The following is a 21,117-nucleotide window of genomic DNA, read 5'->3' as shown; positions in this document are numbered from 1 at the left end:
CTGGCACATCGGTTCAGTCCGTGACCGGTTCGAGCCGGAACAGATTCCAGGACAACGGCGGGAGGAGGGCCTCCAGTTGGCCTTCGGCGTCCATCCCCGAGTCGGGCACCCGCCTGGGCCGTACCCGGTCCGGTGCCTCGGCGTCGTTGGTGGCGTCCGGGTCCTCGTCGTACAGGGCCAGGTGCTCCACCAGTCGGTACGGTCCGCCGCGCGGGGTGGCCCGCAGGGGCAGGGGGTGTTCCTGGCCGCGGTTGACGGCCAGCAGGGTCAGCCGCCCGGTCTCCTCCTCCCGGGTGGCGACCGCGTCCAGGGCGGGTACCGGGCCGAAGGCGGGGGTGTCCACCGTCGGGCTGTCGGCCGCCACCCGCAGTACGGTGCCGCGCGCGTGGCGGGCGGTCAGGGCGAAGGGGTGGAAGGTGGTCTGCCGCCAGCTGGGGCCCCGGGGTTCGCTGCGGATGGGGGCGATGACGTTGACCAGTTGGGCCAGGCATCCGACGGCGACCCGGTCGGCGTGCCGCAGCAGGCTCATCAGCAGGGAGCCGACGACCACCGCGTCGGTGACCGAGTAGCGGTCCTCGATGAGCCGGGGTGCCTCGGCCAGTTCCAGGGCGCGTTCGCCGGGGAAGCGGGCCGCGTACCAGACGTTCCACTCGTCGAAGGACAGCCGCAGCCGTTTGCGGGAGCCGAGGGTGGCCCGTACGTGGTCGACGGTGGAGACCACGTCGGCGATGTGGGCGTCCATCCGTACGCCGCTGGCGAGGAAGCTGGCCCGGTCGCCGTCGAGTTCCTCGTAGTAGCAGTGCAGGGAGACGTAGTCGACCTCGTCGTAGGTGTGGCGCAGTACCTCCCGTTCCCAGGTGCCGAAGGTGTCCATGCGGTCGTGGGAACTGCCGCAGACGACCAGTTCCACGGAGGGGTCGACCTGGTGCATGGCCTTGCCGGCCTCGGCGGCCAGCCGGCCGTACTCGGCGGCGGACTTGTGGCCGGTCTGCCAGGGGCCGTCCACCTCGTTGCCGAGGCACCACAGCCGGACCCCGTGGGGCTGGCGTACCCCGTGGGAGACGCGCAGGTCGGACCAGGCGGTGCCGCCGGGGATGTTGCAGTACTCGACCAGGGCGCGGGCGGCGTCGATGCCCCGGGTGCCGAGGTTGACGGCCATCATCGGTTCGAGGCCGAGGCGCGCGGCCCAGGTGAGGAACTCGTTGGTGCCGACCTGGTTGGTCTCCACGCTGCGCCAGGCGAGGTCGAGCCGTCGGGGGCGCTGGTGGCGGGGGCCGACGCCGTCCTCCCAGTGGTAGCCGGACACGAAGTTGCCGCCGGGGTAGCGGACCAGGGTGGTGCCCAACTCCCGTACCAGGGCGGCCACGTCGGTGCGGAAGCCGTCGGTGTCGGCGTCGGGGTGGTCGGGCTCGTAGATGCCGGTGTAGACGCACCGGCCCATGTGCTCCACGAAGCTGCCCAGCAGCCGTGGGTCGACCTGGCCCACGGTGAAGGCGGGGTCCAGTACGAGGTGGGCCGGCGTGGGGGAGTGCGGCATGGGGCTGCCTTTCCGGTGGGCGGCACCCTCTTCCTTGTCCACAGGGTGTGGACAAGGAGGGGGCCTGTGCGTGCGGTGGCGCGGTGTCGTGCTGCCTGACGCTGCCTGGTGTTGCCGGGTGTCCTGGGCCGAAGCCGTCGCCCTCCACGATGCGGCGCGGGGCCCGGCGGGCAAAAGACCGCCACGGGGGTGTCCCGGCGGCCGGGTAGCCGGCCGGCTGGCGGTACGTCAGGCCGCGCCCGGCACGGCGACACGGGCGGAGCGCGGCGTGGGGGCACGCTCTAAGCTCATGCCATGCCGCCCGCCAGCAAGAAGGCCCGCACGATCGATCCGGCGAGGGTGCGGAAGGCCCTGATCGCCCAGGTCGAGACGCTCAGCGCCGAAGCCCACCAACTCGCCCCGGAGGAGCGGGGGTTGCCCACCGTGCTCCCCGGCTGGGACGTACACCACCTGCTCGCCCACATCGCCGACCAGATCGAGGCCCTGCCCCGGCTGTTCGCCGAACCGCCGCCCCCCGGGGAGCGCCCCGAGGTGGACCTGGCGAGGTGGGCGGCCTCCACCGAGGGCATCGCCGAGTACCTGGACGGGCGGACCCGCCAGCGGGCCGAGGGCGCCGAGGACGCGGTGGCGGAGATCGACGAGGCGGTACGGGAGCTGGAGCCGGTCATCGAGGCGGCCGTACGCCCGGACATCCTGTTGCCGCACCGCTTCGGCTCGATGCGGGCCCTGGACTTCACGGTCACCCGACTCGTGGAGCTGGTGGTACACACCGACGACCTGTCCCGGGCGCTGCGCCGCCGGGTGCCGATGGACCGGCAGGCGTTGGCGCTGGTGGTGCGGCTGTTCGCGGACACCCTGGCCACCCGGTACCCGGGGGGCACGGTGGAGGTGCGGGTGCCGCCCTTCGCGGTGGTGCAGTGCCTGCCCGGCCCCCGGCACACCCGGGGCACCCCGCCGAACGTGGTGGAGACCGACCCGCTGACCTGGATCCGGCTCGCCACGGGCCGCGTGACCTGGGCTGACGCCAGGGACTCGCACGCCCTGTCGGCCAGTGGGGCGCGGGCCGACCTGGGGGAGCAGCTGCCCCTCCTGCGGTAGGTCCGAAGACCCCGTCCACGCCGTTGTCTCCGGGGTGACGGCCCCTTACAGTCCGTGCATGGCCATGACAAAGACCTCGCTGTGGGCCGCCGGCGTCCTCGCCACCGGCACCCTGCTGGCGACCGCGCCCGGCGCCCACGCGGACCCCACCACCCCGGACCACGCCGTCATCACCTGTGAGACGGCCAGCATGTACGCCAACTACGACAGCGCCAACGGTCCCGTGGACCTCAAGCGCACCCTCACCAAGGGCAACAAGGTCGGCCACACCCGGGGCGCCCACCCGGTCTACAACGGCTGGGCCGCCACCTTCGACTTCGGCCCCAACGACTGGGGATACGTCCGCGCCGAGTGCCTCGGCGGCTTCGGCTCCTGGTAGTCCCCCACCACCCCCCACCCGAGGAGTCCTCACATGGCACGTACCGCACTTCGCGTCACCGGTGTGCTCGGCCTCGCCCTGGCCCTGAGCGCGACCCTGGCCACCGCCTCCGCCAACGCCGCCGACGGCCACCAGGGCAAGCGGGAGACCGTCTGCGCCGAGGACCTGGCCGTCCGCGTCACCGCGCCCCACGGCGCCTGGATGGGCGACCTGAGGAAGGGCCAGACCTTCCTGGTCGAGGAGGCCGGCGGCAACTGGGTCTACGGCTTCGCCTACGGCGACATCAACCGTCGGGGCTGGGTGCAGAACGGCTGGTTCTGCTGATCCGGCCCTGACCGTCCGGCCGCCCGGGCCGGCGGGCACCCCTCGCCGGCACCAGGGCCCGAGCGCCCACCGGACGGGCGACGGCCGCTCCCGCCACCGCGCCCCGGCCACCGGGCCGGTGCGGCGACGGGACTCCCGCGCCCCCACGGGGGAGGGCACGGGGGCCGGCCGACGCCACCGGTCGGGGTGCGGTCGGAGGTGCCCGAGGGCGGTGCGGCAACGGTGCGGCACGCCCGGCGCCCCGTGTGATCCTCACCGCAACCGGAGCCGTGGCGCGGCCTGTTCGAGCCTGTTCAACAGGCACGACGACCAGCGGTGAGCCGTTCCTCACCCCGGGCACAGGTGCCTCGTTCGGAGGCACCGAAGAACTGACCTAGACTCGGAGTCGTGCGTGGTGACGGACGACTCAACCACGACCTCCTCCCCGGTGAGAAGGGTCCCCAGGACGCCTGCGGTGTCTTCGGGGTCTGGGCTCCGGGCGAAGAGGTCGCCAAACTCACCTATTTCGGGCTGTACGCGTTGCAGCACCGTGGCCAGGAGTCGGCGGGCATCGCCGTGAGCAACGGCTCCCAGATCCTGGTGTTCAAGGACATGGGCCTGGTCTCCCAGGTCTTCGACGAAACCTCACTGGGCTCCCTGCGCGGCCATATCGCCGTCGGGCACGCCCGGTACTCCACGACCGGCTCCTCGGTCTGGGAGAACGCCCAGCCCACGTTCCGTGCCACCGCGCACGGATCGATCGCCCTCGGTCACAACGGCAACCTGGTGAACACCGCCGAACTCGCCTCGCTCGCCGAGGAGTTGACCCCCCGGGGCAGCGGTCGGGGCACCCGTCCCGGAGCCACCAGCGACACCGAGCGGATCACCGCCCTGCTGGCCGACCAGGTGGACGAGAACGGCGAACCCCTCACCGTGGAGCAGGCCGCACCCAGGGTCCTGCCCCGGGTGAGGGGAGCGTTCTCCCTGGTCTTCATGGACGAGCACACCCTCTACGCGGCCCGCGACCCCCAGGGCATCCGCCCGCTGGTGCTGGGCCGGCTGGAACGCGGCTGGGTGGTCGCCTCCGAGAGCGCCGCCCTGGACATCGTGGGCGCCTCCTTCATCCGCGAGGTGGAGCCGGGCGAGATGCTGGCCGTCGACGAGAACGGGATGCGCTCCACCCGGTTCGCGGAGGCGAAGCCCAAGGGCTGTGTCTTCGAGTACGTCTACCTCGCCCGGCCGGACACCGACATCGCCGGCCGCAACGTCTACCTCTCCCGGGTGGAGATGGGCCGGCGACTGGCCCGGGAGGCCCCGGCCGACGCCGACCTGGTGATCGCCACCCCCGAGTCCGGCACCCCCGCCGCGATCGGGTACGCCGAGGCCAGCGGCATCCCCTACGGCAGCGGCCTGGTGAAGAACGCCTACGTGGGCCGTACCTTCATCCAGCCCTCCCAGACCATCCGCCAACTCGGCATCCGCCTCAAACTGAACCCCCTCAAGGAGGTCATACGAGGCAAGCGCCTGGTGGTGGTGGACGACTCCATCGTCCGGGGCAACACCCAGCGGGCCCTGGTACGGATGCTCCGCGAGGCCGGCGCTGCCGAGATCCACGTACGGATCTCCTCCCCGCCCATCAAGTGGCCCTGCTTCTACGGCATCGACTTCGCCTCCCGCGCGGAGCTGATCGCCAACGGCCTCAGCGTCGAGGAGATCGGCACCTCCCTGGGCGCCGACTCCCTGTCGTACATCTCCCTGGACGGGATGATCGAGGCCACCACCATCGACAAGCCCCGGCTGTGCCGGGCCTGCTTCGACGGGGAGTACCCGGTCGAACTGCCCCGGCCCGAGGCCATCGGCAAGCACCTGCTGGAGCCCGACACCGAGGAGACCCGGCAGCCCGACCTGGACGGAGTCGGCACCCTGCTGACCGGTCCCGGTGGCGCCGACGCCCTCCGCCGTCCCTGAGGCCACCGGCCTCCCCGACGCGCCAGCCTCCCGACGCACAGGAGAGAACCGAGACGTGATGTCCCCAAGCGGTGCCAGCTACGCGGCGGCCGGAGTCGATATCGAGGCCGGCGACCGGGCGGTCGACCTGATGAGGAAGTGGGTACGCGAGGCACAGCGCCCCGAGTCCCTGGGAGGGCTCGGCGGTTTCGCCGGCCTCTTCGACGCCTCCGCGCTCAAGGGGTACGAGCGCCCCCTGCTGGCCTCGGCCACCGACGGGGTGGGCACCAAGGTCGCCGTCGCCCAGGCCATGGACGTCCACGACACGGTCGGCCACGACCTGGTCGCCATGGTGGTCGACGACCTGGTGGTCACCGGCGCCGAACCCCTGTTCATGACCGACTACATCTGTGTCGGCAAGGTCGTACCGGAGAAGGTGGCGGCCCTGGTCAAGGGCATCGCCGAGGGCTGTGTCCTGGCCGGTTGCGCCCTGGTGGGCGGGGAGACCGCCGAGCACCCCGGGCTGCTGGGCCCCGAGGAGTACGACCTGGCCGGCGCCGGCACCGGGGTGGTGGAGGCGGACCGGGTACTGGGCGCCGAGCGGGTCCGCCAGGGTGACGTGGTGATCGCCATGGCCTCCTCCGGCCTGCACTCCAACGGCTACTCCCTGGTGCGGCACGTCCTCCTCCAGCGGGCCGGCTGGTCGCTGGATCGGGCGGTGCCGGAGTTCCAGCGTTCACTGGGCGAGGAGTTGTTGGAACCCACCAAGATCTACTCCCTGGACTGCCTGGAGCTGATCCGCGCCACCGAGGTGCACGCCCTGTCCCACGTCACCGGTGGCGGGCTGGCCAGCAACCTGGCCCGGGTGATCCCCGAGCACCTGCACGCCGAACTGGACCGCGCCACCTGGTCCCCGGCCCCGGTCTTCCGCCTGGTCCAACAGGTCGGTGAGGTGGAACCGTCGGAGCTGGAGCGGACCCTCAACATGGGGGTGGGCATGGTGGCCGTGGTGCCCCCGGAGTCGGTGGACCCCGCGCTGGCCACCCTGTCCGAGCGGGGTGTGCGGTCCTGGGTCGCCGGCCGGATCGGCCCTCGCGAGGACCAGGCCCAGCCGGTCACCCTCCGTGGTGAGTACGCGGGTTGAGTGGAGGTCGTCGCGGGTGAGACCCCCGGGCACACGAAGGGCCGGTCCGAGCTACCTCGAACCGGCTCCTTGTGGTCCTTCGCCAGCATCCGTCACCCGACGGTGGTGTACGGGGCCCGCGACGACGAGGAACGTCAAGCCTGACGACGCCTGTCCGACGTGGACTGCTCGTCCCCGTCGTCCTCCTCGTTGTAACGCTCCGCGTACTGTGCGTACGGGTTGTCGTCCGCCTCATCGTCGAACGGCTCGCCGTTCGGCGGCTGGCTCGACGTCGATGCACCCAGCTCCTCGGCCAGACGTGTCAGATCGGTTCCGCCGCTGTTGTACTTCAGCTGGCGGGCGACCTTCGTCTGCTTGGCCTTGGCCCGGCCGCGCCCCATGGCTCGACCCCCTCAACGACGGGGCTCGACGGCCCCAGAGTCTTGACACGCGTTCACAGTGAAGAGCGGACTCTCCAGGGAGAGACCGGTCTGTAGGGCTTCAACCGTACCTGCTTCTGCGCCCTTCCGGTACGTCGTGGAAGTCCCGGGCCGGGTCGCAGGACCAGTTGAGGGCCCTGTCCTCGCTGGTCAGCTGCGAGTTTACCCGGTAGGCCGAGATCGACCCGACAGGGGGTGGTGAGAGAGAAATCTCCTCACCACCCCGTGAGTGGCGGTTACGCGGAGTGAGGGCGAGCCTCGGCGATGCGCTGCTGCGCGATGCGGTCGGAGGCCACCGCCGGGGGCACTCCGTCCTTCTCGGCACGGGCGTAGATCTCCAGGGTGGTGTCGAAGATCTTGCTCGCCTTTGCCTTGGCACGAGCGAAGTCCGGCCCGTGCAGCTCGTCCGCGACCTGGATCACGCCACCGGCGTTGACCACGTAGTCCGGGGCGTAGAGGATCCCGCGGTCCGACAGGTCCTTCTCCACACCCGGGTGGGCCAGCTGGTTGTTGGCCGCCCCGCAGACCACGCCCGCGGTGAGCGCGGCCACCGTCTGGTCGTCCAGGGCCCCGCCCAGGGCGCAGGGGGCGTAGACGTCCAGGCCCTCGGTGCGGACCAGCTCGTCCACGTTCGCGGCGACCCGCACCTCGGGGTGGGCCTCGCGCACCCGGTGCACCGACTCGGCGCGCACGTCGGTCACCACCACCTCGGCGCCCTCCTCACGCAGGTGCTCCACCAGCAGGTGCCCGACCTTGCCCACGCCGGCGACCCCGACCGTGCGGCCGGCCAGGGAGGGGGAGCCCCAGCGGTGCTGGGCGCTGGCCCGCATCCCCTGGTAGACGCCGTACGCGGTGAGGACCGAGGAGTCACCGCAGCCACCCTGTTCCGGGGAACGTCCGGTCACCCAGCGGCACTCGCGGGCCACCACGTCCATGTCCCGCACGTAGGTACCCACATCGCAGGCGGTGACGTAGCGTCCGCCGAGGGAGGCGACGGCCCGGCCGTAGGCGAGCAGCAACTCCTCGGTCTTGACCGTGTCCGGGTCGCCGAGGATGACGGCCTTGCCGCCACCGTGGTCGAGCCCGGCCATGGCGTTCTTGTACGACATGCCCCGGGAGAGGTTCAGCGCGTCCAGTACGGCCGCTTCCTCGGGCCGCGACTCCTGTGCGTAGGCATGGAACCGGGTACCCCCCAGAGCGGGGCCGAGGGCGGTGGAGTGGATGGCGATGACGGCCTTCAGTCCGGTGGCCCGGTCCTGGCAGAGCGCGACCTGCTCGTGGCCGCCGTATGCGGAGTCGAAGAGGGTGTGCAGAACACCCCCGGATTCGAAGGTGGGACGTACGTCAGTCACGGTGGTGACTCCTGTAGTCGCGGTGGGAGGCTCCGGGCGCGGGTCCCGCTTGTGGTGGTGCCCGGGCCGGGAGCGCTGGAGACGGTTCCGCGGGGTGTGGGCCCCGCGTACAGCGAAGCGTACGACCTGTGGCGCCGGATGGCGCTGGTCCTGTCACGATCAGGGTAGGCAGCCGGGCGTGAGGCCCGGAGGGCCGCCGAGGACGACCGAGAGTCATGTGGAGGAGAGGCGTGGGCCCCAAGCCGGGCGTGATCGTTCCGTACTCGTCGTACCTGCGGGTGTACGAGCCGTTGGCCGCGTTCCCCGAGCCCGAGCGCTCCTACTGGGCCCGCTACGCCCGGGGGGACCGGCGCCCCACGGCGCAGGACGAGTTGCGGCGGGCGCTGGTCGACCTGCTGCCGACACCTCCGGTCGCGGTGCCGGTACGGGAGAGCGCGGACGCCTTCCTCGCCGAGGTGGACGGGGTGCTGTGCGTGTGCCCCTGGTTGACCAGGTTGCGCGGCTGGCAGGCGCTGTCGGCACTGGGCCGGGCCGCGCGGGACCGCGAGCTGGACCTGCCCCCGTCGGTGCTGGACGCGGCGCTGCCCCCGGTGGTGCGCCGGCAGGCGGACGCGGACTACGACCGGTGGCGGGAGCGGAACCCCGATTCGAGGCCGTGGATCCGCAGCGCGCTGTGGCATGTGCCCATTCGGTGGTTCGTCCTCTTCAGTGATGAAGAAAAAGAGTTTGCGCACGAGAGTTCGGGTCAGAAGAAGGACCAACCAGGGATCTCTCCGGTCAAACGGGGGGAACAGTTCGTCCTCCGCTATCGCACACCGATGGTCCAGGCGCGGCGGAGGCTCGCCAGGGGGCTGAAGGTGCTGCGAGAGGAGTTGGAGACCGAGGGCGTCGAGGAGTCGGCGGCCGAACGTCTGGGACAGCCGCTGGTGGACGCACTGGTTGACCTGGGGCGATGGCTGGAGGAGTTTCATCCTCGGTCACTCGTCGAGCTGGACTACGGCGGTCTCGTCACCGTGATCCCCGAACGGCAGTTGGCTGAGGACCGTTCCGCCGCTGATGTGGCGGAAGGGCTTGAGGCGCTCCGGGAGGGCAACGGTGAACAGGCCGGCGAGGCGTACGAACGGCTGACGGACCGCTGGAGGGCGGTCCGGGAGTTGCAGTTCGCCAGTTGAGGGTGGGCCCCGTGCGCGGGGCGCCAACGTCCGCATAGCGAACGGGCTTTTGCCCCAAGCGTGATGGATTGCACGTAACGGCGCCTTGCTCTCAGAGCTACCCCTCGTGTCAAAATAGGACAAGGAGTCCGCTAGGTCTCCTTACGTCCAACTGCGGGCGGATAGATCGGTATTGCACTCCTTGGCGGATCGGGGGTCACCCTGATCCGGCTGTGACTGATCGTTACGGATGGGCGACTGTCCGTTATGGCATGTTCCATCGGCTTCCGCCGAGGTTGAACACCTGAGGATGCAATTCCATCGGTTTGGCCGACGTGGCTGGACAGATGGTGTAGTTGTAGTGCCGAGGACAAGCCGTTCGTCCTATAACCGACTCGTCTCGCGTGCGCCATTTCGGGCAGCGCGGGGCAAGGTGCAGAATTTAGAGGAAAGAACCGTGATGGTTCGGTTCTCCCGAGGAGGCCGCTCATGACCGCTCGCACCCCTGATGCCGAGCCACTGCTTACACCGGCTGAGGTTGCGTCGATGTTCCGCGTGGACCCGAAAACGGTCACACGCTGGGCAAAGGCAGGCAAGCTGACGTCGATCCGCACGCTCGGAGGGCACCGGCGTTACCGCGAGGCGGAGGTGCGCGCTCTGCTCGCGGGCATTCCGCAGCAGCGTGCCGAAGCCTGATCAGAGGCGTGGAACAACAGAATACGCCGGGCGTCGGATGAGGCCCCCACCTCCTCGGACGCCCAACTAGCACCACCTCAGGACTGTTTGACCAACAGGGCCTGAACAGGGATCGCGCTGGACTCCGCCGGGTCCAGCGCGATCGTCGCGTTTCGGGACGGTCGCCGTGGAGCCGGCGGATCGGTCCCCGTGAGGCGTTGATCGGTTGCCCGTGGGCGGTCATCCGGTGCCCCTCTTCGGGCACGGGGGAGGGGGATTTCGGTGGCCTTGGGGCTCCTCTCCCATGTAGTGCAATTGCACATATTAAATTGACCCGCTGTGAGGTCTCCGTGAGGTCCGGCTCTGTTCCCGGAAACGGAGTGACTACCCTCACATGGATGCCCTCTTGTCCTCGTGCGCTTCGGCGCGGTAGGGGCCGGCCCATGTGATCAACTCCCGCCCCCCTGGCCCCGGTTGGGGCTCCGTGCGGCGGTGGACGCGGATACGGCCCCCTGGGGGTCCGTACGACGCCCCGGGGGCGCCGGGCTTCCTCGTGGGCGTTCTGAGGGGGCCTCAGGGGCCTGCCGTGCGGCAGGTGACGAGCTGGCCGGGGTGGAGTGGGTGCCTGTGGGGTGTGTGAGGTCCCGTGTGACGGGCGTGACGAAGGAGGTGCTCCCGGGTTCACCACAAACCCCTGACAGATGTGGAGAGTTCATGGACACCACCTCCGAGGTTCAGACCTACTGGGCGGCGATGGCGGGAGTCAATACGTAGGGGGCTTTCGGCAAAAACAAATAAGGCCCGGAGCCTGAGCTCCGGGCCTTATGTGCGGTCCTGACGGGATTTGAACCCGCGGCCTCCACCTTGACAGGGTGGCGAGCACTCCAAACTGCTCCACAGGACCTGGTGGTCGCGTCCCCCGGGTCAGCCCCGGTCGACGCGAGACGAGACTGTACAGCAGCCGCGCGCCCCCTGGCGAACTCACCCTGTGCGAGGGGCCGTACACGTCCCGAAGCCCTGGTGGAGGGCCGGGCGATCACCGGGGTCACACCCGGCGCGGGACCACCCGAGCCGGGTCGGGGCGAGCCGTTCGGGACCGTCCGAGGGCCCGTACCCCGCCCCGTCGTCGGCCCCCACGGCGCCCGGGGCCAGCGCCCCACCTCGGCTCCTCAGGTCGCCCCCGCCGGGGCCGCTGCGTCCACCGCCCGCTCGATGCGCTTGTCGGACACCGGGTAGGCGGTGCCCAGGGCGTGGGCGAAGTAGCTCACCCGCAGCTCCTCGATCATCCACCGCACCTCCCGGGCCTGTTCGGGTACCGGACGCCCGGGCGGGAACTGCTCCAGCAGCCACAGGTACTCGTCCCACATCTGGTGCACCTTGGCCATCCGGGAACGGTCCCGCTCCCCGTGGGTGGGCATCTGCTGCAACCGGCGGTCGGCGGCGACCAGGTACCGCAACAGGTCCGGCAACCGCCCCGCCCCGTGCAGGGTCACGAAGCCCGCCGGCACCAGCCGGGCCAACTGCTCGCGTACGTCGGTCAGCGAGGACAGCAGCGCCGGGCTGTTCAGGGACCGCAGCCGCTCCTCGCAGGAGTGCCAGGCGGCCAGCACCTCCCGTACCCGGGCGACGGTGGTCAGGGTGCGGTCCACCACCTCCGCGCGCACCGCATCGAACAGGGCGCCGAAGGCCTTCTCGTCCCAGGCCGGGCCGCCGTGGGCGGCCACCAGCTGGTCCACCGAGGCGGCCACACAGTCGTCGAACAGGGCCTGCACCCCGCCGTGGGGGTTGCGGGACAGGGCCAGCTTGTCCCGGTTGGACATCCGGTCCTGGGCGAACTTCGCCGGGTTGTTGGGCAGGTTGAGCAGGATCAGCCGACGGGTGCCGGCGACCATCGCCTCCCGCTGCTCGGCCTCGCTGTCGAACAGCTCCACGGCCACCGAGGAGCCCTCGTCCACCAACGCCGGGTACGCCCGGACCGGTTGACCACCCCGACGGCTCTCGAAGGTGCGCGGCAGCTCGCCCAGCGTCCAGGAGGTCAACCCCTTCCGGTCGGCCGGCACCGGGGTGCCCTCGCCCCGTTCGGCCTGCCGTCGGGAGGAGGACTCGAAGGCCTGGGACAGCGCCTGCCGGGTACGGGACCGCATCCGGTGCCGCAGGACCTCCAGGTCGCCGTCCTCGGCGCTTTCCCGACCAGCCTGGCCGCCCCGGCCGCCCTTGCCGGCCTGGCCGCCCTCGCCGGAGGTCACCGGCCGGCCGCGCTCGTCCACCACTCGGAAGGTGATCCGCAGGTGGTCGGGCACCTTGGACCAGTCGAAGTCCTCCGCGCTGATCCGCGCCCCGGTCATCCGCCCCAACTCGCGGGCCAGCGCCGAGGTCAACGGTTCCGGCGCGGCCTCGTCCGGCCCCGGTCGTACGGCCAGGAAGCGTTCGGCGAAGTTGGGCGCCGGCACGCAGTTGCGGCGTACCGGCTTGGGCAGCGAACGGATCAGCTCGGTCACCAGGTCCCGGCGGAGCCCGGGGATCTGCCAGTCGAAGCCGGCCGAGTCGACCTGGTTGAGCACCTGGAGCGGCACGTGGACGGTCACCCCGTCCTGGTCCTCGCCGGGCTCGAACTGGTAGGTCACCCCGAACCTGAGCCGGCCCTGCCGCCAGTGGTCCGGGTAGTCCTCCTTGGTGATCTGGCCGGCCCGCTCGTTGATGAGCATGGACTTCTCGAAGTTCAGCAGGTCCGGTTCCTCGCGGCGGCGCCGCTTCCACCAGGAGTCGAAGTGCGCCCCGGACACCACGTGGTCGGGCACCCGCTGGTCGTAGAAGTCGAACAGCGTCTCGTCGTCCACCAGGATGTCCCGGCGACGGGCCCGGTGCTCCAACTCCTCGACCTCGTCCAGGAGTTTGCGATTGTCACGGAAGAACTGGTGGTGGGTCCGCCAGTCGCCCTCCACCAGCGCGTGCCGGATGAACAGCTCCCGGCTGGTCTCCGGGTCGATCCGCCCGTAGTTGACCTTACGCTGAGCGACGATCGGCACCCCGTAGAGGGTCACCCGTTCGAAAGCCATCACCGCGGCCTGCTTCTGCTCCCAGTGCGGCTCGCTGTACTGCCGCTTCACCAGGTGCTCGGCCAGCGGCTCGATCCACTCCGGCTCGATCCGGGCGTTCACCCGGGCCCACAGCTTCGAGGTCTCCACCAGCTCCGCCGACATCAGCCACCGGGGGGCCTTCTTGAACAGGGCCGAACCCGGGAAGATCGCGAACTTGGCCCCCCGGGCCCCCAGGTACTCGTGTTTGTCGGGATCCTTCAACCCCAGGTGGGACAGCAACCCCGCCAGCAGCGACTGGTGCACGGCGTCATCGGAGGCCTCGGAGGACTCGACGGGCCGCACCTCCATGCTCTTGGCGACCTGCCGCAGCTGGGTGTAGATGTCCTGCCACTCGCGTATCCGCAGGTAGTTGAGGAACTCCGACCGGCACATCCGGCGGAACGCCGAGGAGGACAGCGCCCGCTGCTGCTCGCGGACGTAGCGCCACAGGTTCAGGTACGTCAGGAAGTCGCTGGTCTCGTCCCGGAACCGGGCGTGCTGCTGGTCGGCCTGCTGCTGCTTGTCCACCGGCCGTTCCCGGGGGTCCTGGACCGACAGCGCGGCGGCGATCACCATCACCTCGTGCACGCAGCCGTTGCGCTGGGCCTCCAGGACCATCCGCCCCAGCCGGGGGTCGACCGGCAGCTGGGACAGCCGGCGTCCGGTGTCCGTCAGCCGCCGCGCACTTCCGGTGCCCGAGGCCTCCAACGCGTGGAGTTCCTCCAGCAGTTGTACGCCGTCCTTGATGTTGCGCCGGTCCGGCGGGTCGATGAAGGGGAACCGTTCGATCTCCCCCAGCCCGGCCGCCGTCATCTGGAGGATCACCGAGGCCAGGTTGGTGCGCAGGATCTCCGCGTCGGTGAACTCGGGACGGGAGAGGAAGTCCTCCTCGGAGTACAGCCGGACGCACACCCCGTCGCTGGTCCGGCCGCAGCGCCCCTTGCGCTGGTTGGCGCTGGCCTGCGAGATCGCCTCGATCGGGAGCCGCTGCACCTTGGTGCGGTGGCTGTAGCGGGAGATGCGGGCGGTGCCCGGATCGACCACGTAACGGATGCCGGGAACCGTCAGCGAGGTCTCGGCCACGTTGGTGGCCAGCACGATCCGTCGGCCCGGGTGCGGTTGGAACACCCGGTGCTGTTCCGCGTGCGACAGCCGCGCGTACAGCGGCAGCACCTCGGTGGAGGCCAGCCGCAGCTTCTCCAGGGCGTCCGCCGTGTCCCGGATCTCCCGCTCCCCGGACAGGAACACCAGGATGTCGCCCGGCCCCTCCGCCTGGAGTTCCCGTACCGCGTCGCAGATCGCGGTGACCTGGTCGCGGTCCTCCTCGTCCTCCTCGCCCTCGGCCAGCGGCCGGTACCGCACCTCGACCGGGTAGGTCCGCCCCGACACCTCGATGATCGGCGCCTGTGGAGGCTCGGTGGTCCGGCCGGCCTCCGGGGCCTTCCCGGCCTCCTCGGCCGGCACCGAGGCGAAGCGGCCGAAGTGCCGGGCGAAGCGTTCCGGGTCGATGGTGGCCGAGGTGATGATCACCTTCAGGTCCGGCCGTCTGGGCAGCAACTGCGCCAGGTACCCCAGCAGGAAGTCGATGTTCAGGCTGCGTTCGTGCGCCTCGTCGATGATGATCGTGTCGTACTGGCGCAGCTCCCGGTCCTGCTGGATCTCGGCCAGCAGGATGCCGTCCGTCATCAGCTTCACCAGGGTGTTCTCACCGACCTGGTCGGTGAACCGGACCTTCCACCCCACGGCCTCGCCCAGCGGGGTCCGCAGCTCCTCGGCCACCCGCTCGGCCACCGTACGGGCGGCGATCCTCCTGGGCTGGGTGTGCCCGATCAGACCGCGCACCCCCCGCCCCAACTCCAGGCAGATCTTGGGGATCTGGGTGGTCTTGCCCGAACCCGTCTCGCCGGCGACGATCACCACCTGGTGGTCCCGTACCGCCTCCAGGATGGCGCCCTTGCGCTGGCTCACCGGCAGCTGCTCGGGATACGTGACAGCCGGTACGGCACCCGCCCGGCGCGCCACCCGCTCCTCGGCCCGCTCCAGTTCGGTGGCGATCTCGTCCAGCACCGCCTGCCGTGCGGAGGGCTTGCGGACCTTGCGTACGCCCTCCAGCCTGCGGCCCAGCCGTCGTTCGTCCAGCAGGCTCACCGTGCCGAGGCGCCGGCGCAGTTCGTCCACGGACACCTCGGGGCGCGGGCCGGCGTCTGTACGGCGGCCCGTCGAGCGGGGCTCGCGGCGCGCCGTACGGTCCGCCGACGGGTCGGCTGCCGGGGTGTCCGCCCGCGCCCCGGCGGGGCCGGACCCCTCGGGGGAGCGCTGACGAGCGGGGCGCCGCACGGCGCGGCGGCGGGCTGGTGGGGAGTCGGGGGAAGTAGACATACCGGCCCCAGGATCTCATCTGTCCGAATCGGGTCGCCAACCTGTTTCCCGGGACCCGTGGGCCGGCCCCGGGTCACGCCGCCGCCAGCACGGCCCGACCGGGCAGCGCCTCACCCGTGGCGGCCGTACGCGGTGGTGACGGTCACAGTCGTACGCGGGCGACCTGTTCCAGCAGCTGCCCGGTCGCGCGGACCAGCCCCTGCCCGAACTCGGTGGGCGCGATCAGCACGCCCAACAGCAGGACGATGGCCACGGTCATCCTCTCGTCGGCACGGCTGCGTGCCTCGGTCCGCCGTCTGAGGCGCAGTACGACGATGACCGTCAGAAAGAACGCGAGGTTGATGTTCAGCACCACCCGGATCTCCTCCTCTCCACTCCGCCAGCCCTCTTGTAGGGGCTCGGGTGGGGCTTCGGCGACCGTACGGAGGAGGTGGCGGCGGACCGGCCAGCCTTTGACCGAAAGGGCCCGGCCGGCCGCTTCCGGTAACCAGCCGGGGGTACGCCTCTCGAACGGATTCCCGGCCGGGAGCGCCGGGGCCCGTACGGCGGTGCGCGGTACGGCCCGGGGGCGAACTCCCGTGGGGCGGGGCCGGGTTGGGCGCCCCGGTCGGTTCGGTCGGTCGAACCGTACGAGGGGGCGGCGACCGTACGAAGGGGGTGGTGGCATCAGTCAGGTGCTGCCACGGCTCTGGTGCCGTACAGGGCCCGCCGGCGGGCCGTGTTCCCGAGTGGGGCACCCCACGGAAGAACCCCCCGTCGGATGTCCGACAGGGGGTTCCCTGGTGAAACTGGTGGCTGGGGCCGGGGTCGAACCGGCGACCTTCCGCTTTTCAGGCGGACGCTCGTACCAACTGAGCTACCCAGCCGGAGCGGTCCTGACGGGATTTGAACCCGCGGCCTCCACCTTGACAGGGTGGCGAGCACTCCAAACTGCTCCACAGGACCTCGCTCGCGGTGCGGGACTAGTCTCGCACAGGATGTGAGGTGCTCCGAACCGGATTGTCCCGGAGCTCCTCGGCCTCCGCCGACCCTGGTGCGCACACCCCGAACTCCGGTCGTAACCGGTGATCCTGGGGGTGCTCGTCCATGGGCTGACGTCGCGCGCTCACAGTATCAGAGCCGGTGTGGAGGCCGCGCGGGCAAGGGGAGGGCTTCGCCGCCCCCGCCGGGGCGTCCACGGTGCGGGTCCTCGGCGGACGGTCTCGGTGAGCCTCCCGGCGGTGTGGTGCCTGGTACCGAGGGGTGCTCGACGGTGCCGGGTGACCGTTGGCCTGGAAGCACATCGAAATACACCGGTGGAATTTGTGGCGCTACTCACAGCTTCTGGACGACAGCGTTCGGCGACCGCCTGATGTTTGCGTACGAAACCCCCAAATCGCTTGCCCCTCGCGCCGGTTGGCCCCGACTCCACCAGCCTGTCAAGGGTCTGGGTTCGTTCCGAATTCCACCAAACCCTTTGCCATGCGCTTGCAAATTCCCTAGGCTCTCCGTCTCGTGATCGCTGCACGGAGTTACGGGGGAGGGGCGCTGCGTGTTGATGACGAGTAGGGAACCCGGTGAAGGTCCGGGGCTGTCCTGTGCACAGCGGAAAGACCTGTATCTGCACCCGCTGCTGGAGGAGCCGCCGCCACAGTCGGCGTCCCGGTTGCGGGAGTGGGAGGAACACCTGCGGCTGGCCCGCCAGGCGAGGGACCTGTGCGCCGCCTGCCCGCTGTGGACCGACTGCCTGCGGGAGGCGGTGACCTCCCCGGAGCCCATGGGCTTCGTGGCCGGCACCACCGGGGCGGACCGGGCCTGGCTGCGGGAACGGCTGGAGCTGGACGAGCCCCTGCCGGCCGGGGCGCTGGACGTGAGCCAGGAGGCCCTCGCGGAGAAGCGCCGCAACCCCCAGGCGAGCAACAGCCAGTTGGCCACCCGGCTGGGGTGCAGCCGCAGCACGGTGGCCCGCCGACTGGCCCGGGCCAGGGAGCGTGAGCGCCGCGACGAGTCGGTGGGCGCCCCTGACGACGCCAGGTTGCTGGACGCCTTCGACGCATTGCAACAGAAAAGATCGGTCGAGTGGGGTCAGCCCGCGGGGGTAGGCAACGGCCGGCCCCGGCCGGTCTCCCGTATCCCCCGCCAACGGCGGAGCCCGGAGCAGCGCGAACAACCGGTGCGCGTGGTGCGGGAGTCGGAGGCGGGTGACCGGGACGGCGAGGGCCGCACCACGGTGACCTTCTCCCCTCGTGATCCGGCCACCGCCGTCTACGAGGCGGTGCTGTGGCCCCTGGTGCACCGGGTGGTTCCCGTCCTGACCGGGATCGAGCAGCTCGTGGTGATGCTGGCCGCCGTCCCCGACAGCGGGGTGACCCGGGAGGCCGCCGAGCGGATCGCCGACTGCCGGGACCGGCTGCTGGCCGCCGTGCCCGAGGGGGCCGGCGCGGGGGAGCCGGAGGCGGCGGTCACCAGCCAGGTGCCCCGGCTGGCCGCCGTCGACCCGGTGGGCGCGCTCCGTGGGTCCCTGTTGCCCTCGCTGATCGCCCGAGCCAACCCCGAGGTGGAGGGGATGGTGACGGCGTCCAGGATGCTGGCCTCGGTGTCGGACCGGCCGGAACTCACCGACCTGGTCGGGGTGTTGGAGCGGCTGCGCTCCACCCTCGCCGAGTTGGGCCGGGACCCGGCCGGTGGCGCGCGCCCCCACCTGTGGGGGCGGGGCGGTCGGCTCAGCATCCGTCGGGCGGTGGAGAACTTCGCCCTCGCCCACACCGTGCCGTTCACCATCGCCGACGTGATACGGCAGCTGGAGCACGCCCCGGTGGGGCTCAGCGAGGTGGCGCGCGACCCGTCCAAGGTGGTCAGCAACGTGCTGTCCACCCTGGCGAGGGACGGGCGGCTGCGCCGGGTGGCCCGGGGCACCTATGTGCCCAGCGAGGTGGGTCAGGGGCACCGTTTCGAGGGTCTGGCGGCGGTCTGATCGGTGCGGGCTGTCCGCCCGCTCGGCGGCTGAACAGCCCGTGCCCCGGCGCCTGTCGCGGGTGCCGGGGCGTACCGGGGAGTGGCCCGGGGGCCCGTGGGCGGTGGGTCACCGGGACGAGGAGGGGAGCAGGGGCCGTACGCGGCCGGCACGGGGCTGGGCGTGGACCGGGGTGGCCGTACGGGCGGCGCGTACGACAAGGCCCGCTCCTGCTGACGAGGAGCGGGCCGAGTGAGAAGAAGGGTGCCCCCAACGGGATTCGAACCCGTGCTACCGCCTTGAAAGGGCGGCGTCCTGGGCCACTAGACGATGAGGGCTTCTGGCCAACCGGGCCCGAGGGACCACTGGGACTCGGGCAGCATATGGGATGGGTCTACGGTTCGCCAAAACCTTTGCCCGGGCCTTCGGGGCCCTCCCGGACCGGCCGGGGACCCGTCCGGTCCGGCGTGATCAGTCGGACGGTGACCCCTCGGTGGACGGCGCCGGGGTGGACGGGACGGTGGGGGAGGGGGAGGACCCGGGCCTGGCCTCTCCCGGCAGTCGGCGGCTGACCTCCGCGGTGGTCAGGCCCAGGCCGCCGAGGGTGATCTCGTCCCAGGCCTGGAGCTGTTTGCTCTCCCGGTCCAGGTAGAGCACCGAGGCCTGCACCTTCTGCGGGGTCTCGTCCTCCACCGCGCGCAGCCCGCCCCCGCCGGTGGTGCCCTCGATCATCATCCGGGTGCCGTCGGGGAGGGCGCGCTGGCTCCGGTTGTGGGTGTGACCGGCCAGCACCAACGGCACGGTGCCGGCGACCTGTTCGGCGGCGACCGGGTTGTGGGTGACCGCGATGTCCACCGGGTCGCCCTCGGCCCGGGCCTCCCGCAGCGAGCGGGCGAGGGCGCGCCCCTCCCTCCGCTCCTGGGGGTCGCCCCCGGAGTCCACGGAGCGGTCCGGGGTGAACTGGGGGTCCCCGATGCCGGCCAGCCGTACCCCGGCCACCGTGTGGGGGGTGCCGTCGTCCAGGACGGTCACGTTCTTCTTGCTCTCCATGGCCTTCTGGGTGTCCTCGGAGTCGTGGTTGCCGCGCACCCAGACGTACGGCGCCCCCAGGTCGGCGACCGGGGTGAGGAACCCGTTCTCGGCGGTGGTGCCGTGGTCCATGGTGTCGCCGCTGTCCACGATCAGGTCGATGTCGTACTGCTTCACCAGCGAGCGGATGATGCTCCAGGCGGCCGGGTTGAGGTGGATGTCCGAGACGTGCAGCAGCCGCAGGGTGGTGGGGTCGGGCTGGTAGGTGGGCAGGGTGGTGGTGGCGTCGTACAGCTTGGTCATGTTGGTGACCAGCCGGGCCAGCTCCTGTTGGTAGATGTTGAAGTCGGTGACGATGCTGCGCGCGTCGCCGACCACCGAGGGGGCGCCCGACAGCAGCCCGGAGAAGCGGGGTTCCAGCACCGAGCGGGGGTTCCAGGTGGCGTAGGCGGTGGCGGAGGACGCCAGCAGCAGGGTCAGCGCCAGCCCGCCGGAGAGCAGCGCCCTGCGCGGGCGCCGGTACACCGCCAGCCCCAGGGCGGTGGCGCCACACACCACGGCCACACAGGAACGTACCGCCAGGTCCAGGGTGCCCTGGCCGACGTCCTCGCTGATCGTCGACTCCAGGGCGCCCAGCCGTTCGGGCCGGTCCACCAGGGCGCGGGAGCGCACCGGGTCGAGCTTGTCCACGTCGACGTCCAGGCGCAGCGGGCCGTGGTGGCTGTCCAGGGTCAGCGCCCCGAGTGGGGGAACGTTGATCTTGGTGCCGCCGCTGAAGGACGGCCGCAGGGTCATGTGGGTGTCCATGGGGCCCACCGGGGTGCGGACGCTGCCCACCGCCAGCAGTCCCAGCCAGGCGCCGAGCACGGTCACCGCGACCAGTCCGGCGGCGCGGGCGTACGGGTGGGGGCGGGGGTGGAGGGACAGTTCCGGGTCGTGGCGGTGCGGCCGGGAGCGCCCAAGCCGTCGGCGTACCCGGCGGAGGAGGGCGGCGGGCGCCCGGAGCGGGGCGGTACGCGGGGGTCGACGGGACTCGTGGGGACTGCTGGCGTTACCGGCCATGCGCCCGATATGCCCCAAGGGGTCGGTCTGGGAAACCAGCGGTACCCGAGCGAAGGACGGGCGCGGACATCTGGCCGACAATGGGCGAGTGCTGGAGATGACGCGCGAGGAGTTCGAGGAACTGGTGGCCCAGGCGCTGGATCGCATTCCTCCCGAACTGACACGGTTGATGGACAACGTGGCGATCTTCGTCGAGGGGGAGCCGCCTCCCGAGGACCCCGAGCTGCTGGGCCTGTACGAGGGGACCCCGCTGACCGAACGGGGGGAGTGGTACGCCGGGGTGCTCCCGGACCGGATCACCGTCTACCAGGGTCCGACGCTGCGCATGGTGGCCGACCGGCAGGGCGGTCGGGACCTGGTGGTGGAGGAGGTGGAGGTCACGGTGGTGCACGAGGTGGCCCACCACTTCGGCATCGACGACGAGCGGCTGCACGCCCTGGGCTACGGCTGACCCCGGCCTCCGGGCCGTACCGGAATGGCGTACGGTGGTCGAAGACCAGGCGCGCCGGAGGGGTTGGTGTCGCCGGTGACCACGGGCGGGAACGCCGGTGGAGCCGGTTTGCCAGGCCGCACGGCGGATGCGTATGCTGGTCGATCGTTTGATCCCATTTGCCCGGCGCCCCAAACCGAAGC

General features: G+C 71.2%; 15 protein-coding genes and 4 tRNA genes. 9 read left to right on the top strand and 10 right to left on the bottom strand.

The genetic code is table 11. The features are described from left to right. Positions 1–13: 13 nt before the first annotated feature. A complete protein-coding gene (locus ABZT14_RS10560; protein WP_356299438.1) occupies positions 14–1,537 on the bottom strand; it encodes an alpha-N-arabinofuranosidase in 1,524 nt (507 codons plus the stop codon). 294 nt (positions 1,538–1,831) lie between these two features. Between ABZT14_RS10560 and ABZT14_RS10555 the strand changes: the two genes are divergently transcribed. The 5 genes from ABZT14_RS10555 (at position 1,832) to purM (ending at position 6,408) form a co-directional block, all read left to right on the top strand. Further along, positions 1,832–2,635 carry a sterol carrier family protein gene (locus tag ABZT14_RS10555; RefSeq protein WP_356299436.1) on the top strand — a complete coding sequence of 268 codons (804 nt, stop codon included), beginning with the start codon at positions 1,832–1,834 and terminating at the stop codon, positions 2,633–2,635. A gap of 58 nt (positions 2,636–2,693) precedes the next feature. Then, complete coding sequence (locus tag ABZT14_RS10550) at positions 2,694–3,014, top strand: hypothetical protein (protein WP_356299434.1); 321 nt, start codon at positions 2,694–2,696, stop codon at positions 3,012–3,014. Positions 3,015–3,047: 33 nt separating this feature from the next. Then, positions 3,048–3,338, top strand: coding sequence for a hypothetical protein (locus ABZT14_RS10545; RefSeq protein WP_356299432.1), 291 nt, complete (start codon positions 3,048–3,050; stop codon positions 3,336–3,338). A gap of 387 nt (positions 3,339–3,725) precedes the next feature. Further along, entirely contained in the window at positions 3,726–5,285 is a 1,560-nt protein-coding gene (gene purF, locus ABZT14_RS10540) for an amidophosphoribosyltransferase (protein WP_356299431.1), read from the top strand. Between the two features lie 58 nt (positions 5,286–5,343). Continuing rightward, positions 5,344–6,408 carry a phosphoribosylformylglycinamidine cyclo-ligase gene (purM, locus tag ABZT14_RS10535; protein ID WP_356299430.1) on the top strand — a complete coding sequence of 355 codons (1,065 nt, stop codon included), beginning with the start codon at positions 5,344–5,346 and terminating at the stop codon, positions 6,406–6,408. A 134-nt stretch (positions 6,409–6,542) separates the two neighbouring features. On the opposite strand, the gene ABZT14_RS10530 is transcribed toward purM, so the two are convergent. Beyond that, positions 6,543–6,788, bottom strand: a complete 246-nt coding sequence (locus ABZT14_RS10530; RefSeq protein ID WP_356299428.1) for a DUF3073 domain-containing protein — start codon at positions 6,786–6,788, stop codon at positions 6,543–6,545. Between the two features lie 275 nt (positions 6,789–7,063). Then, the gene (locus ABZT14_RS10525; RefSeq protein WP_356299426.1) at positions 7,064–8,179 is read right to left on the bottom strand and encodes a Glu/Leu/Phe/Val dehydrogenase dimerization domain-containing protein; all 1,116 of its coding nucleotides are present in this window, start codon (positions 8,177–8,179) and stop codon (positions 7,064–7,066) included. A gap of 230 nt (positions 8,180–8,409) precedes the next feature. On the opposite strand from ABZT14_RS10525, the gene ABZT14_RS10520 reads away from it, so the two are divergent. Both ABZT14_RS10520 and bldC read left to right on the top strand, forming a co-directional pair. Next, the gene (locus tag ABZT14_RS10520; protein ID WP_356299424.1) at positions 8,410–9,351 is read left to right on the top strand and encodes a hypothetical protein; all 942 of its coding nucleotides are present in this window, start codon (positions 8,410–8,412) and stop codon (positions 9,349–9,351) included. Between the two features lie 468 nt (positions 9,352–9,819). Continuing rightward, the gene (gene bldC, locus ABZT14_RS10515; protein ID WP_356299422.1) at positions 9,820–10,026 is read left to right on the top strand and encodes a developmental transcriptional regulator BldC; all 207 of its coding nucleotides are present in this window, start codon (positions 9,820–9,822) and stop codon (positions 10,024–10,026) included. Between the two features lie 808 nt (positions 10,027–10,834). On the opposite strand, the gene ABZT14_RS10510 is transcribed toward bldC, so the two are convergent. The 5 genes from ABZT14_RS10510 to ABZT14_RS10490 all read right to left on the bottom strand — a co-directional run bounded on the left by ABZT14_RS10510 (position 10,835) and on the right by ABZT14_RS10490 (position 16,406). Further along, a tRNA-Asp gene (locus ABZT14_RS10510) sits at positions 10,835–10,909 on the bottom strand. A 265-nt stretch (positions 10,910–11,174) separates the two neighbouring features. Beyond that, positions 11,175–15,266, bottom strand: a complete 4,092-nt coding sequence (gene hrpA / locus ABZT14_RS10505; RefSeq protein ID WP_356300138.1) for an ATP-dependent RNA helicase HrpA — start codon at positions 15,264–15,266, stop codon at positions 11,175–11,177. A 337-nt stretch (positions 15,267–15,603) separates the two neighbouring features. Continuing rightward, entirely contained in the window at positions 15,604–15,813 is a 210-nt protein-coding gene (locus tag ABZT14_RS10500) for a hypothetical protein (RefSeq protein ID WP_356300135.1), read from the bottom strand. A gap of 437 nt (positions 15,814–16,250) precedes the next feature. After that, positions 16,251–16,327 (bottom strand) — tRNA-Phe (locus ABZT14_RS10495). A gap of 4 nt (positions 16,328–16,331) precedes the next feature. After that, positions 16,332–16,406 (bottom strand) — tRNA-Asp (locus ABZT14_RS10490). A 592-nt stretch (positions 16,407–16,998) separates the two neighbouring features. On the opposite strand from ABZT14_RS10490, the gene ABZT14_RS10485 reads away from it, so the two are divergent. After that, positions 16,999–18,414: a WhiB family transcriptional regulator gene (locus tag ABZT14_RS10485; protein WP_356299420.1), complete on the top strand. Its 1,416-nt coding sequence runs from the start codon at positions 16,999–17,001 to the stop codon at positions 18,412–18,414. 244 nt (positions 18,415–18,658) lie between these two features. On the opposite strand, the gene ABZT14_RS10480 is transcribed toward ABZT14_RS10485, so the two are convergent. Beyond that, positions 18,659–18,731, bottom strand: a tRNA-Glu gene (locus ABZT14_RS10480). Between the two features lie 133 nt (positions 18,732–18,864). Continuing rightward, on the bottom strand, positions 18,865–20,484 hold the full coding sequence (locus ABZT14_RS10475; RefSeq protein WP_356299418.1) for a metallophosphoesterase: 1,620 nt from the start codon (positions 20,482–20,484) through the stop codon (positions 18,865–18,867). A 97-nt stretch (positions 20,485–20,581) separates the two neighbouring features. On the opposite strand from ABZT14_RS10475, the gene ABZT14_RS10470 reads away from it, so the two are divergent. Then, positions 20,582–20,935 (top strand): metallopeptidase family protein, encoded by a 354-nt coding sequence (locus ABZT14_RS10470; RefSeq protein WP_356300132.1) that lies wholly within the window; start codon positions 20,582–20,584, stop codon positions 20,933–20,935. The last annotated feature ends 182 nt before the right edge of the window (positions 20,936–21,117 follow it).

Source organism: Streptomyces sp. NPDC005438, from assembly GCF_040606315.1.
Lineage (GTDB): Bacteria > Actinomycetota > Actinomycetes > Streptomycetales > Streptomycetaceae > Streptomyces.
Note: the sequence above shows the minus strand (reverse complement) of the source record. Positions and strands in the feature narration are given on the sequence as shown.